The 13677-nt window shown below is 62.6% G+C and carries 10 protein-coding genes and 2 tRNA genes; 4 read left to right on the forward strand and 8 right to left on the reverse strand.

What is annotated here, in order from left to right; translation table 11 throughout:
- Positions 1–77: 77 nt before the first annotated feature.
- Positions 78–1793, reverse strand: a complete 1716-nt coding sequence (gene ilvD, locus HSEST_RS07035; RefSeq protein ID WP_229120203.1) for a dihydroxy-acid dehydratase — start codon at positions 1791–1793, stop codon at positions 78–80.
- A gap of 190 nt (positions 1794–1983) precedes the next feature.
- Here ilvD and HSEST_RS07040 point away from each other — a divergent pair, with 190 nt between their 5' ends.
- Entirely contained in the window at positions 1984–3273 is a 1290-nt protein-coding gene (locus HSEST_RS07040; RefSeq protein WP_229120204.1) for an alpha-amylase domain-containing protein, read from the forward strand.
- A gap of 60 nt (positions 3274–3333) precedes the next feature.
- On the opposite strand, the gene HSEST_RS07045 is transcribed toward HSEST_RS07040, so the two are convergent.
- On the reverse strand, positions 3334–3612 hold the full coding sequence (locus HSEST_RS07045) for a 4a-hydroxytetrahydrobiopterin dehydratase (RefSeq protein ID WP_229120205.1): 279 nt from the start codon (positions 3610–3612) through the stop codon (positions 3334–3336).
- Positions 3613–3747: 135 nt separating this feature from the next.
- On the opposite strand from HSEST_RS07045, the gene uvrB reads away from it, so the two are divergent.
- Complete coding sequence (gene uvrB, locus HSEST_RS07050; RefSeq protein ID WP_229120206.1) at positions 3748–5811, forward strand: excinuclease ABC subunit UvrB; 2064 nt, start codon at positions 3748–3750, stop codon at positions 5809–5811.
- Between the two features lie 35 nt (positions 5812–5846).
- Here uvrB and HSEST_RS07055 read toward each other — a convergent pair whose 3' ends face one another.
- On the reverse strand, positions 5847–6122 hold the full coding sequence (locus HSEST_RS07055) for a PadR family transcriptional regulator (RefSeq protein WP_049992552.1): 276 nt from the start codon (positions 6120–6122) through the stop codon (positions 5847–5849).
- A 627-nt stretch (positions 6123–6749) separates the two neighbouring features.
- Positions 6750–7229, reverse strand: coding sequence for a DUF309 domain-containing protein (locus HSEST_RS07060; RefSeq protein WP_229120207.1), 480 nt, complete (start codon positions 7227–7229; stop codon positions 6750–6752).
- Between the two features lie 375 nt (positions 7230–7604).
- On the opposite strand from HSEST_RS07060, the gene HSEST_RS07065 reads away from it, so the two are divergent.
- Positions 7605–7688: transfer RNA gene (locus HSEST_RS07065), tRNA-Leu, on the forward strand.
- Positions 7689–7932: 244 nt separating this feature from the next.
- Here the strand turns inward: HSEST_RS07065 and HSEST_RS07070 are convergent.
- The gene (locus HSEST_RS07070) at positions 7933–9357 is read right to left on the reverse strand and encodes an extracellular solute-binding protein (RefSeq protein WP_229120208.1); all 1425 of its coding nucleotides are present in this window, start codon (positions 9355–9357) and stop codon (positions 7933–7935) included.
- A 129-nt stretch (positions 9358–9486) separates the two neighbouring features.
- Here HSEST_RS07070 and HSEST_RS07075 point away from each other — a divergent pair, with 129 nt between their 5' ends.
- Entirely contained in the window at positions 9487–10347 is an 861-nt protein-coding gene (locus tag HSEST_RS07075) for an inositol monophosphatase family protein (RefSeq protein WP_229120209.1), read from the forward strand.
- On the opposite strand, the gene gcvPB is transcribed toward HSEST_RS07075, so the two are convergent.
- The 3 genes from gcvPB to HSEST_RS07090 all read right to left on the reverse strand — a co-directional run bounded on the left by gcvPB (position 10344) and on the right by HSEST_RS07090 (position 13636).
- Complete coding sequence (gene gcvPB, locus HSEST_RS07080) at positions 10344–11759, reverse strand: aminomethyl-transferring glycine dehydrogenase subunit GcvPB (RefSeq protein WP_229120210.1); 1416 nt, start codon at positions 11757–11759, stop codon at positions 10344–10346. The genes HSEST_RS07075 and gcvPB overlap by 4 nt on opposite strands.
- Positions 11760–13091, reverse strand: coding sequence for an aminomethyl-transferring glycine dehydrogenase subunit GcvPA (gene gcvPA, locus HSEST_RS07085; RefSeq protein ID WP_229120211.1), 1332 nt, complete (start codon positions 13089–13091; stop codon positions 11760–11762).
- A 473-nt stretch (positions 13092–13564) separates the two neighbouring features.
- Positions 13565–13636, reverse strand: a tRNA-His gene (locus HSEST_RS07090).
- Between the last annotated feature and the right edge of the window lie 41 nt (positions 13637–13677).

Genomic DNA, 13677 nt, shown 5'->3' on the forward strand with positions numbered 1-13677 from the left:
CTCAAATGCGAACACAGCCGGAGTATAACCGGTGATCTTCTGTTGAGAAATCCGGCTACCCGTGCGTGCTGCTCGGGTCACTCCCACTTCGCTGCCGGGTTCGTCACCGCACCGTTCGCCGCCGAGCCGAAGTCGCGGTGGTACTTCGCCAGGAACCCACCCTCGTAGTTCGGTTCGGGTTCGTCACGCGCTTCGAGCCGGCGTTCGATCTCCTCGTCGCTCAGGTCGATCGACAGCTCGAGGTCGTCGATGTCGATCGTGATCCGATCGCCGTCCTCGAGTGCGGCGATCGGGCCGCCGACGTACGCCTCGGGCGCGACGTGCCCGATCGAGAACCCGCGAGTCGCGCCGGAGAACCGGCCGTCTGTCAAAAGCGCCACGTCCTCGGCGTGGCCCTGGCCGGCGACCGCCGACGTGACGCCGAGCATCTCGCGCATGCCGGGTCCGCCGCGTGGCCCCTCGTTGCGGATGACGATCGCGTCACCGGACTCGACGTGCCCTTCCTGGACGTATTCCATCGCCTCGGATTCCTCCTCGAAGACTCTGACCGGCCCCTCGTGGTGGAGGTGGTCCGACCCGGTGATCTTGATGACCGCACCGTCGGGCGCGAGGTTACCCGAGAGGATACGGATGGCACCGCGCTCGTGGAACGGATCCTCGACCGGCCGGAGGTACTCGACGTCGAGTTCCTCGATCGTCGGCAGGTCCATCGCGGCCAGTTCCTCGCCGATCGTGTTGCCCGTGACCGTCCGGGCGTCGCCGTCGATCAGGTCGGCGTCACGCAGGGCCTCCAGTACGACCGGGACGCCGCCGACCTCGTAGAGGTCGTTCATAACCTTCTCGCCGCCGGGCTGGAAGTCCGCGATCTTGGGCGTGCGTGCGCTGATCCGGTTGAAGTCCTCGATGTCGAGGTCGACGCCCGCCTCGGCGGCCATCGCCAGCAGGTGCAAGACGGCGTTGGTCGAACCGCCGACGGCGACCTGCAGCGCGATCGCGTTCTCGAAGCTCGCCTTGCTGAGGAAATCCGACGGGCGGCGCTGCTCCTGGACGACCTCGACGGCGAGTTCGCCGCTCTCGCGAGCGACGGTGTAGCGCGACCACTCCTCGGCCGGCGGCGCGGCACTGCCCAGCGGCGCGAACCCGAGCGCCTCGGAGATCGAGGCCATCGTGTTGGCCGTGAACATCCCACCGCAGGAGCCGGCCCCGGGACAGGCGTGGCGCTCCATCTCGTCGAGTTCCGCCTCGGACATCTCGCCCTGTGCGACCGAGCCGACGCCTTCGAAGACGTTCTGGATCGTCACCTCGCGGCCGTCGTGCTCGCCGGGCATGATCGACCCGCCATAGAGGAACACCGAGGGGAGATCCGTCCGGATCGAGGCCATCATCATCCCCGGCATGTTCTTGTCACAGCCGCCGATCGTCACCAGCCCGTCCATCCGCTCGGCGAAGCTCACAAGTTCGACCGAGTCGGCGATCATCTCCCGGGAGATCAGCGACGCCTTCATCCCCTCGGTCCCCATCGATATCGCGTCGGAGACGGTGATCGTCCCGAACTCGATCGGCATGCCGCCGGACTCGTCGATGCCCTCGTAGGCCGACTCGGCGACCTCGTCCAGGTGGACGTTACACGGCGTGATGTCCGCCGCCGGGTTGGCGATCCCGACCATCGGCGAGGAGAGGTCCTGGTCGTCGTATCCCATCGCGCGGAACATCGCTCGATGGGGGGCGCGTTCTGTTCCTTCCGTGACCTCCGCGCTCCGGAGATCCGGATCTTTCGCGTTTTCGTCCTCCATGTACACTCCGTGCGCGTCCGCGGTCTTAAGCACGAGGTCCACGACAAGGCAGGGATCCACGACAAACGTCCTCTCGTGAAGTTTGTATGACTATCTCATCCCAGGTCGTCAAATTTAATAATGAAGATTCTGATATCGAGGTGCGTGCCACTAGGACACAATCGGTGTCACGTAGCGAGGTTGACTATCCATGCGCGAAACCCCTCGAACGAGCAGACGTAGCGTCCTGAAAGGCATCGGTACAGCAGCGCTCGGTGCGCTCGGTTTCGGATCGGCAGGAAGCTCGCCCGCCGAGGCGGCAGGCGAGCCCATCATGATGCAGTACTTTCACGAGCCGTGGAGTACTGTCGAGTCCGACATCCCGACTATTGCTGATATCGGTTACGACGCAATCTGGATCCAGCAACCGGCAGAGGCGATCCTCACGTGGGACGACCAGGATGGGCGAAACGACCCGCCGCTGGGGTATCAGCCGGTCGATCTTCGAAACTTCAACAGCGAGTTCGGCACCGAGTCGGAGTTGCAGTCACTGATCGATACTGCACACTCCCATGGAGTCGAGGTGTACCTCGACACGGTTCTCAACCACATGGCGGCGGCCAGTTACGACACGTTCCCGCAGTTCGAATACGAACACTTCCACCACGACGTCGGAGCGATCGACGACTGGAGCGACCCGCATCAGGTCAAACACGGCGAGTTCCTCGGGCTGAAGGACCTCGGCCAGCTCAGCCACACCGACGGCGATCCGGCCTACGTCCGCCAGCAACTCAAAAACTACATGGACAAGATGGCCGAGTTCGGTGCGGACGGCCACCGGTTCGACGCGGCAAAGCACATGTACACCGATTTCTTCTCGGACTACGCGAACCAGTGGGCCGACGACAACGGGATGTTCAAGGTCGGCGAAGTCTACGACGGGAACGTCGACTACGTCCAGAACTACGCGGATACCGGGATGAACGTCTTTGACTACCCTCTCTTTTTCACGATGCACGATGCCTTCGAGTACGGCGATATGAGTGCGCTCGAAGGCGCTGGCATCACCGGACAGGACCCGTGGCACTCGGTGCCGTTCGCTGATAATCACGACGAGGACGGACCGAGCCAGTACGAACTGGCCTTCGCGTACGCCTCGACGATCGAGGGATACCCCGTACACTACAACCTCTATCCGAGCTGGCTGCTCGACAACGACAACATCAACAACATGGTCTGGGTCAAGAAGAACCTGGCCGGCGGGGAAACCTACTATCGCCACTCCGGCAACGACTTGCTGGTGTACGAACGGTACAACAACCTGCTAGTTGGACTGAACAACAACACCAGCAGCTGGCGTGACGAGTGGGTCTACACGTCCTGGCGTGACGAGACGCTCAACGACTACTCCGGGAACGCCAGCGACGTGACGGTCAACAACGACGGCTGGGTGAAGATCAGCGTCCCGCCGGAAGGGTGGGTCTTCTACGCACCGTACTAACCACACAGCTACGTTGGAGAAGGATTGGGCAACTAACCACCACACTGCACGACAGTCTCGTCACTCGTATATTTCGTTGCAGCGCTGAGCGAGTTCGATGTCCTGCCCGGTAATGCCGCCCGCGTCGTGGGTCGTCAGCCGCACCTCGACTTCACCCCACGTGATCGTGATCTCTGGATGATGCCAGGCGTCCTCCGCGAGGCCCCCGACTCCGGACGCGAACCCCACGCCCGGGAGATACGAGTCGAACTCGAAGGTGCGAACGATCTCCTCGCCGTCGTGGCTCCATCCGCCGGGAAGTCGATCGTCGATCTCGTCGTCGGAAAGTACGTCGCCCATACCCACGTGAACGACTGCCAGTCGAAAATAGGTTCGGCTCCCGGCAGTGCAGGCGTCCGGTCGCTCCGTTGCGAGACGGCGGAATATATGGTGCTATCGCGCGCCTGAAGTGGCTGGGCCCCCTTGCTGAGAGCAATGAGCGATAGTGGAGGCCCGCTGTCACCGGATCGACCGGAGGCCGAGCGTCCGTTCGAGGTACAGGCGCCGTTCGATCCCGCAGGCGACCAGCCCGAGGCCATCGAACAGCTCGCCGACGGATTCCGGCAGGGGATGGACGAGCAGACGTTACTCGGTGTCACTGGGTCCGGCAAGACCAATACCGTCTCGTGGACCATCGAGGAGCTCCAGCAGCCGACGCTGGTGATCGCCCACAACAAGACGCTGGCCGCCCAGCTCTACGAGGAATTTCGCGAGCTGTTCCCGAACAACGCCGTCGAGTATTTCGTCTCCTACTACGACTACTACCAGCCCGAGGCCTACGTCGAGCAGACGGACAAGTACATCGAGAAAGACGCCTCGATCAACGAGGAGATCGACCGGCTTCGCCACAGTGCGACCCGGTCGCTCCTGACCCGCGACGACGTCATCGTCGTCGCGTCGGTCTCGGCGATCTACGGGCTTGGCGACCCGCAGAACTACGTCGATATGTCGCTTCGGCTCGAACGCGGCCAGCGGATCGACCGGGACGAACTGCTCGGACGGCTGGTCGATCTGAACTACGAGCGCAACGACGTGGACTTCACACAGGGTACGTTCCGCGTGCGCGGGGACACCGTCGAAATCTACCCGATGTACGGGCGATATGCGGTCCGGGTCGAGATGTGGGGCGACGAGATCGACCGGCTCGTGAAGATCGACCCCCTGGAGGGAGAGATCAAAAGCGAGGAGCCGGCGGTCCTGTTACACCCGGCCGAACACTATTCGATTCCCGAACAGCGCCTCCAGCGGGCGATCGACGAGATCGAACGGCTGATGGACGAACGCGTCTCCTACTTCGAGCGCCAGGGTGATCTCGTGGCCGCCCAGCGGATCGAGGAGCGAACGACGTTCGATCTCGAGATGCTGAAGGAGACCGGCTACTGCTCGGGTATCGAGAACTACTCGGTCCACCTCTCGGATCGCGAGTCGGGGGACGCGCCGTATACGCTGCTCGACTATTTCCCCGATGACTTCCTGACGGTCATCGACGAGTCCCACCAGACGATCCCGCAGATACGCGGCCAATACGAAGGTGACAAGTCGCGCAAGGACTCGCTGGTCGAGAACGGCTTCCGGCTGCCCACTGCCTACGACAACCGACCGTTGACATTTGAGGAATTCGAGAGGAAGACCGACCGGACGCTGTACGTTTCGGCGACGCCCGGCGACTACGAGCGCGACGTCAGCGACCGGATCGTCGAGCAGATCGTCCGTCCCACGCACCTGGTTGATCCCGAAATCGAGGTCAGTCCTGCTGACGGACAGGTCGAGGACCTGCTCGAACGGATCGGCGATCGGGTCGAACAAGACGAGCGCGTGCTCGTGACGACACTCACCAAGCGGATGGCCGAAGACCTGACCGAGTACCTCGAAGAGGCGGGCGTCGCCGTCGAATACATGCACGACGAGACCGACACGCTGGAGCGACACGAACTCGTTCGCGGGCTCCGCGCGGGTGAGTTCGACGTCCTCGTGGGAATCAACCTGCTACGAGAGGGGCTGGACATCCCCGAGGTGTCGCTCGTCGCGATTCTGGACGCCGATCAGGAGGGCTTTCTCCGGAGTGAGACGACGCTGGTGCAGACGATGGGACGGGCCGCTCGCAACGTCAACGGACAGGTGCTGCTCTACGCTGACGACTCGAGCGACGCGATGGAATCCGCAATCGAGGAGACCCGCCGCCGCCGTCGGATCCAGCGGGAATACAACGAGCAACACGGTTTCGAGCCGACGACCATCGAGAAGGAGATCGGCGAAACGAACCTGCCCGGCAGCAAGACCGAGACGCGCGACACCGCCGGAATGGAGCCCGAAGATGCCGACGCCGCAGCACATCTGATCGAGGAGCTACAGGAACGGATGGATGCCGCCGCCGACAATCTCGAATTCGAACTCGCAGCCGACATCCGTGATCGGATCCGGAAACTCCGGGAAGAATACGAACTGGACGGCGGCGAGGAAGACGGCGTCGTTCCGGAGCCAGGACTTGAAGAGCAGTAGCTACCGACGGAAGTGCGAGGAAGCGACTGTCGCGATCACAGATCGATGTACTGCTGTTCCCACTCGCGTCGCGCTTCGATTTCACGCCGGCCGCGCCGTGTCAGACTGTAGTAGTTCGTCCGTCGATCCCGCTGACCCTTCTCGACGAGGCCCTTATCGACGAGCGTGTCGAGGTTCGGATACAGTCGACCGTGGTGGATCTCTTTCTCGTAGTACTCTTCGAGTTCTTCTTTGATTGCGAGTCCGTGCGGCTCCTCTTTCCCAGCGATGACATATAGGAGGTCACGCTGAAATCCTGTCAAGTCGTACATCGGTAATGTCCACTTTTACATTACTATCGGAATAGCATAAATATATCGGAGCGAAAAAAGCGTCCAGTCGATAGACACGGCGTTCGTCCATGTCAACTCGATCCGTCACAGATAACGACGCTGATGGGAAACGGCACATCGTGTTGTCGATTACTGACGAGCCACCAGGTGTCAACGACTGGAATATATGTATGACCGCCGCTGTCGGGAACGAGACATACGATAGTGGGGCCGGTCAGTAGACACTATCCAACAGTTATAACGAGTGGAAAGCGAACCGACCGGGCAAAACATGCCCGGTCGGACGCTTGCCGCCCTGAATTGGTCCCCGCTGACGCTTCGGCCCTCCAAGCGAAGCGTCATCCCGATTTTGGGGTATAGATTGACTTAAAAGTACCGACCTCTGCCGGGAATACCACCAGCGAATACAGCAACTGCGGCTCGAATTGGGAGACAAGCGGCACAGATACGGGTGGCTGTACGTTCGGATAGATATTCAGCAGTCGTGGCGAATCATTTCGAGATGGGATAGCTGCAGGACGAGTCATAGTGATTACTGTAGCGATTTACCACTACGACCGCACGGCGTCGTGCGGTCGATATGGAACAGACCTACAGTAATCACTATCAGGCGTCGAGATTGCTGGCGTACTGATAATCTGCCTGTGCAGCGACCGGACGGGTGTCATCGAGCGGAATCTGCCATGCCTCGATCGTCGCCGGGTCAGCGAGTGCGTTCGTGAGTGTAGTGCGGACCTCAAGGACGTCGACGCCGTAGTAGTCTCTCGGGATGCCATGTAAATACTGCAGTGCCGTCTCGAAGAGACTCACCATTCCGGCGTCGTTCTCGAAGTCGAAGTGCTTGTACGCGCCTGCTGCAACCTGCACCATCCCGTGCGCGAACGCACTTTCGGTCGTTCCCCGGCCGTAGTTGAACCACTCCGCTTCGAAACAGTCGTGGCTCTCGTGGTATGCACCGCTGTTGAACAGCCGGACGCCGTGGACGACTGCTCGCCGAAGTGTTGCATGCTCCCAGGCAGATCCGGTCCAGCCAGTCGGTGACCCCGATGGTGGCGGAACGCTCTCGTCGCGCGTGTGTTCGTCCATAGTTCTGATTAGGGGAGACGACGGGAAATACCATTGCCCGGTCTACAGAACCGTCCCGCACTCCGGACAGTGCGTCGCGTCCGGTGGTGACAGCACGGACAGATCACGTCGTCGCCGGCACTTGAGCCACGCCTGGTGGACAGTGATCTGCTCACGCGGTCGGTTGCAAATGCGACCACTGCAAGGAGGATGGCCACTGCGAAAACGCCGCCCAAGAGCATCGTCCCGACCGAGATCAGAGGCACGAGTGTACCATAGTGATAGTCGGCATCCGAGAGAAGTTAAATCGTCGCCAGGCGAGGAGTTCTCCGGCGCTGATCGCTTCCGTAGGAGGTTTAAACGTCCTCGAATAACCACCAACCGCACAACACGGGTGCGAGGGTAGCCAAGCCTGGAAACGGCGGCGGACTCAAGATCCGCTCCCGTAGGGGTCCAAGGGTTCAAATCCCTTCCCTCGCATCGCTGTGAGGCCCACATCGGGCCGAGCAAGATGCACTCGGAAGGGTTTGAACGAGAGAACGTCTGCGTTCGCGTAGTTCAAATCCCTTCCCTCGCATCGAAAGATGCGGAAGACTGGCCGGAGCGGTCTTCCCTCGCAAACTTCTCACGTCACAACCGGTACACAGCTCAGGCTCCGAGATGTGATCGGACACTCTCGATCACTGCTCTTGAGCGGAGCCACAAGATCGGCGTGGGATTGTCATTAATAGTCTTCGTCCCAGGTAGTCCGGATGTCTTCAGCCGCATCCTGAAGATCGCTCTCGAGGCCGTCGGTGCCGCTGTCCCATGCTTGCGTCAGCACGTTGGAGTACGGCCCCCAGACAGCAGCAAATCGGGGGTTCTGCGGCATCAAAATCGCTTCTTCGGTCTGTTCGCTGAAGCCCCGGACGTTGGGGGACAGCTGATCGCTACCGGAGAGATTGCTCTTTGCGGGCACCATTCCGGCATTTAGAGCCAGGTTGAGCTGGCGTTCGTTGCTCGTCGCGTACCACTCGACGAAATCGCGGGCCGCAGTCGCCGTTTCGCCATCCGGCGAGTCGAGCATACTCGTGAAGTAGAGCATTCGCACGCCCATGTACGGTCGCGCGGTGCCGTCGCCGAACTCGCTGTGGCCCGTCTTGTCCGGAATCGTCGTGACACCGACGTTGAAGTCGACGTCCTCGATGAAGCCGGTAATCTCCCAGGGACCCGTGACGATAAATGGTGCCGCACCGTCCGTGAATGCGGCCGTCTGTGCACCGTAGAAGCCGTCAGTCGGCATGTATGGTTTGAGTTCATCGAGGATGATCCGAAGTCCTGCGGCGAACGCCGGATCGTCCAGGCCGAGTTCCTTGCCGTCGTACATGGCCGATCCGAACATGTGGCCGGCCCAGGTCACGTGGTAGGTGTCGACCGGCTGAGCGAAGCCGTAGTCGCCGTCCCAGTCGTCCATGATGGACTTCATCTCCCCGATGGTCTCGGGCGGCTCGACGCCCATGTCGTCCAGCGCGTCCCGGTTGTAGATCAGCGCCGGCGCTTCCATCGTAACTGGGAGTCCGTAGATACCACCGTCGTATTGGACGGCGTCCCACGCTGAGTCTGTGAACATACACCCCCCGACGCGGAGTTGATCGGACATGTCCGTGAGCATATCGTTTTCGACGAACTCGCCCATCAGGTCGTGCGCCCACTGGAACGCGTCGGGTCCCTGTCCGGCGGCGATATCCTGGCGGAGCTTGTCCTGGAATGCGGAGGGAATTCGCTGGAGCTTCGCCGTCGGCCCCTCCATCGCGTTGAACATGTTTTTCGTCCCGTCAAAGAGCTGGGACGCAGCCTGAGTGCGATTGTGCCACAGTGTGAAGCTGCCGTTCGTCGTCGACGGCATCACCGTCGAGCAATCACAGCCGTCCGGACAGTCGCCGACGTACGTCGCGGTCGTCTCTGTCTCGGGATCTGTGGGCTCCTCGTCGGTTTCGGTAGCTGTCTCCGTCGGTCGGTCCGTCTCTGTCGAGGGATTGTCCGTCAGTTCCCAGTCGTCGTTCTGTTCGGAGTCGTCACCGAGCAAGTCTGACGAACAGCCCGCCACGAGTCCCGCGAGTGCGGGCCCACCGATGCGAAGGATTCGCCGCCGGGTGAGTTCATCGTCCATGAATAGTGAGTGAAATCTACCACAAATAAAAGTACTCATATCTCTGATCAAGTAGGTAAAACGAATAGGGGACATTGCATATGGAACACAAACACAGCGGCTATCACGTTCCCCTACAGAGTAGCACGTATGACCGATAGCCGACAGCGGACTGCGCTGGTCGAACGGGCGGCCCGTGCCGGCGGCGCAGTCGCGCGGGACGCGTTCAGGGGGCCGCTGACAGTCGAAACGAAAGCGAACAAAAACGATCTGGTCACTAACGCCGATAGCGAGGCACAGCGACAGATCGTCCACACGATCGCGGACGCGTTCCCCGACGAGCCGTTCGTCTGTGAAGAGGAGATCAACACGCGCACAGCCACTGACGAAAGTAGCGATACCGCCGCGGAACCGGCCACACGGCAGACCGGACCGATGGTCGAGAGGGTCCCCGACACCGGTCCGTGCTGGGTCGTCGATCCGATCGACGGCACGGCGAACTTCGCCCGCGGAAACGTCCTGTGGGCGAGCAGCGTGGCTTCGGTCGTCGACGGCGAGACCGTTGCAGCGGCGACGTATCTGCCGGCCGTCCAGGACATCTACACGGTCGGTCCGGAGAGTGCAGCCAGGAACGGACAGCGACTCGCGGTCAGCGATCGGGCCGATCCCGAGACGTTCGCAGTTGGGCTGGTCGCTGCCTGGCCCTCGGATCGAAGCGATCGACTCGGGGCGCTCGTCTGGGCGGTCAACGAGCGATTCGGGGACAGCCGTCGATACGGAACGTTGCAGGCGACGCTCGGATTCGTCGCCAGCGGCGAGCTCGAAGCGGCCGTCACGACTGAGCCGACGACGCCGTGGGATACGATCGCCGGTGTCGAGCTCGTCCGGTCCGCCGGGGGGACGGTGACAGATGTACACGGCAACCGCTGGACGCGCGACAGCGACGGTCTCGTGGCATCGAACGGCAACGCACACGACGAGATCGTCGCGGCCGTCGAAGTGGCGAACTAGCTGTCTTCGAGGGCCCGCCAGGACAGGCGGGGTGATCGGGCAGCTTCGACCTGATCGATCCGCCGGGCAGTCGTCCGGTGGGGGGACGATTCGAGCGTGTCCGGATCCGCGTTACTCGCGGCGTCGAAGGCGTCGGCCAGCAACTCGAGCGTCTCCTTCGATTCTGCCTCGGTCGGTTCGACCATCAACGCCTCGTCGACGAGTTCGGGCCACTTCGTCGTCGGCGGATGGACGCCGCGATCGAGCATATGCTTCGCGACATTAGCGGCGTCCCGGTCGCCGGCGCTGGCGACGAACTCGTGGTGGAACGGGCCATACGGTATCTCGAAGTCGATCCGTTCGGCCAGGTAGTTGGCGTTGAGCACGGCTTTCCTGCTGGTCTCAGCCAGTCCCGCGTCGCCGAGCCGCCGGATGTACGCGTAGGCCTTCAACAGGACCAGCCAGTTACCCTGATAGCCGTGGACCTTCCCGATCGATCGCTCGGGGTCGTACAGTTCGTATTCGCCCTCGGACTCCCGGACGTGTGGCCTGGGCAGGAAGGGCGCGAGATCCGCGGTCACACCGACCGGGCCAGCCCCGGGTCCCCCGCCACCGTGTGGCGTCGCGAAGGTCTTGTGGACGTTGTAGTGCATTATGTCGAATCCCATATCGCCGGGCCGAGCCTGTCCGAGCAGGGCATTGAGATTCGCACCGTCGTAGTACAGCAGTCCGCCGGCGTCGTGCACGATCTCGGCGATCTCGTCGATGTCACGTTCGAAAAGCCCCAGCGTGTTGGGATTCGTGAGCATCAGCGCGGCCGTCTCATCACCGACGGCAGCCGTCAGCGCGTTGAGATCCACGCGACCGTCCTCGCCGCTCGGGAGCTCGACGACCTCGAAGCCGGCCATCGCTGCGCTCGCGAAGTTCGTCCCGTGGGCGCTGTCGGGGATCAGCACCTCCGAACGGTCCTCGCCACGGGACTCGTGGTAAGCCTTCGCGATCAGCAGGCCGGTATACTCCCCGGCTGCCCCGGCCGGCGGCTGCAGCGTCACGGCGTCCATCCCACCGATTCGGCCGAGCCAGTCCTGCAACGTCGCCATAATCTCTAAGGTCCCCTGGACGCTTTCCTCAGGCCGATCAGGGTGGACCGCGGCGTTTTCGTCGGCCGCGACCGCCTCCAGCAGCGACGGATTGTACTTCATCGTGCAACTGCCAAGCGGGACGGGGCCGCTGTCGACCCCGTAGGTCTCCTGAGAGAGACGTGTGTAGTGACGCGCAAGCTCGGGTTCGGCGGGCGAGGGCATCCTGAGTTGCTCGCGCGTCAGGTCGTCGGGTAGCGGCGAGTCCTCGATCTCGACGGTTTCGGAGCGCTTCTCGATCAGCAGCGGCTCGTAGTGGTCCGCCTCGCTCCAGCGGGCCTGGTCGTAGCGCATTCAGGCCACCTCCGAGAGCGCCCCGACGAGTCCATCCGTCGCGTGCTCGTTCACGTCGGTCACACACAGTTGCAGGTGGTCCCCGTCGAGCGCGTGGACCGCGTACCCCCGGTCGCGGAGGTCGTCCCGAACGGCCGGCGCCGGCCGGTCGGTCCGGGCGAGGAACTCCCGAAAGTGGTGGCGATCGTGGACCGGCGCGTCGACGCCGTCGATGTCGTCGACCCGCGCTGCGAGTTCCTTCGGGGCTCTGACGGCCTCTTCGGCTAGCTCGACCAGCCCGTCCGCACCGAGCCAGGCAGCGTGGATCGCCGTCCGGAGCGCGACCCACGCCTGGTTGGTGCAGATATTCGAGGTCGCTCGCTCCTGTCGGATGTGCTGTTCGCGGGTCTGGAGGGTCAGCGTGTAGGCCCGCCGTCCGCTCCCGTCGGTCCCCGCCCCGACCAGCCGGCCCGGAACCTGCCGAAGGAACGACTCCCGCGTGGCGAACAGGCCGTGGCTCATCCCGTAGGCGTGCCCCAGTCCGAGCGCGCCCGCGTCGCCGACGACGACGTCCGCGCCGACGCTCGCCGGCGCTTCCAGCAACGCCAGCGCGACTGGGTCACTGCCGAGACAGAACAGCGCGTCGTGACCGTCCGCAAGGTCGCCGATCTCGGCCAGCTGTTCCTCGATAGTTCCCCGGACAGTCGGGTTCTCGGCGTACACCATGACGACGTCGTCGTCGATCGTGGCGGTGAGCGCCTCCAGATCGGCGTTGCCGTCGTCGCTCGGGTAGGCCTCGACGTCGAGTCCGGCCCCGATCGCGTAATTCTCCAGGACCTCGCGCTGCTCCTCTCGGAGCAGTTCGGGGACGAGGACCCGCGAGCCGCTGGTCTCCCGGACCCGAGTGGCAAGCGTCGCTGCCTCGCCGAGGGCTGTCGCCCGATCGTACATCGAACTGTTGGCGACGTCCAGTCCCGTGAGCTCGACGAGCATCGATTGGTATTCGAACAGCGCCTGGAGGAATCCCTGGGCGACCTCCGGCTGGTACTGCGTGTAGGAGGTCAGAAACTCCGAGCGTGCGGACAACCTCTCGACGACCGCCGGGACGTGGTGGGCGTAGTGTCCACGGCCTAGAAATGACGCCGTCTCGTCGTTGCGCGAGAGTACCTGTTCGATTTCTCTGGCCGTTCCACGCTCGTCTTGGGAATCGATCCCGAACGCCCCCTCAAACCGGATCGACTCGGGAACGTCGAACAGTTCCGATTCGTCTTCGACGCCGATCGTCTCGAGCATCGCGGCCGTCTCCGCGTCCGTGTGGGGGACGTACGGACTCCCGCCCCGTCGCCCGCTCATCGGGTGAACACCGTCCGAAAAGTCATGTGATGAACGGGGCTAACGACCGCGAGTATAAGATTGTACCGAGAGGGTGTTCGGCCCTACTGCTAGCCATTCCTGCCTTTTCGACTCTTTCGGTCGCCACAGAAAAGTCCGGGTGCGAGAATCGAACCGGAACCAGACGTGCTCGCTTCGCTGCGCGCGACTGGTAGGGCTCGATTCTCTGAGGACTTCTGCGGCTCGCGGGTTGCTCGCGGCAAGAAAGTCCGGGTGCGAGAATCGAACCACGGTCGGACGTGCTCGTTGCACTGCGCGCGACCTCCCTGATTAGGTTCTCGACGGACTGCTGTCGCTCACGAATTGTTCGCGACAAGACAGGTCCGGGTGCGAGAATCGAACCGGAACCAGACGTGCTCGCTCCGCTGCGCGCGACTGGTAGGGTTCGATTCTCTGACGACTTCTACGGCTCGCTGTTTGCTCGCCGCAAGAAGGTCCGGGTGCGAGAATCGAACCCGCGTCCCAGCCTCCACAAGGCTGGAGGATAACCACTACCCCAACCCGGACACGCGTTGGGCACCTCATTGTAGCCGGAGTGCGATTGATA

Source organism: Halapricum desulfuricans, assembly GCF_017094465.1.
Lineage (GTDB): Archaea > Halobacteriota > Halobacteria > Halobacteriales > Haloarculaceae > Halapricum.

Excerpts from the sequence above, each read along its gene's own strand:
- gcvPB (WP_229120210.1), bottom strand. The coding sequence starts at position 11,759 with ATGCGCTACGACCAGGCCCGCTGGAGCGAGGCGGACCACTACGAGCCG.
- HSEST_RS07040 (WP_229120204.1), top strand. The coding sequence starts at position 1,984 with ATGCGCGAAACCCCTCGAACGAGCAGACGTAGCGTCCTGAAAGGCATC.
- HSEST_RS07075 (WP_229120209.1), top strand. The coding sequence starts at position 9,487 with ATGACCGATAGCCGACAGCGGACTGCGCTGGTCGAACGGGCGGCCCGT.
- uvrB (WP_229120206.1), top strand. The coding sequence starts at position 3,748 with ATGAGCGATAGTGGAGGCCCGCTGTCACCGGATCGACCGGAGGCCGAG.
- HSEST_RS07070 (WP_229120208.1), bottom strand. The coding sequence starts at position 9,357 with ATGGACGATGAACTCACCCGGCGGCGAATCCTTCGCATCGGTGGGCCC.
- HSEST_RS07055 (WP_049992552.1), bottom strand. The coding sequence starts at position 6,122 with ATGTACGACTTGACAGGATTTCAGCGTGACCTCCTATATGTCATCGCT.
- HSEST_RS07045 (WP_229120205.1), bottom strand. The coding sequence starts at position 3,612 with ATGGGCGACGTACTTTCCGACGACGAGATCGACGATCGACTTCCCGGC.
- ilvD (WP_229120203.1), bottom strand. The coding sequence starts at position 1,793 with ATGGAGGACGAAAACGCGAAAGATCCGGATCTCCGGAGCGCGGAGGTC.
- HSEST_RS07060 (WP_229120207.1), bottom strand. The coding sequence starts at position 7,229 with ATGGACGAACACACGCGCGACGAGAGCGTTCCGCCACCATCGGGGTCA.
- gcvPA (WP_229120211.1), bottom strand. The coding sequence starts at position 13,091 with ATGAGCGGGCGACGGGGCGGGAGTCCGTACGTCCCCCACACGGACGCG.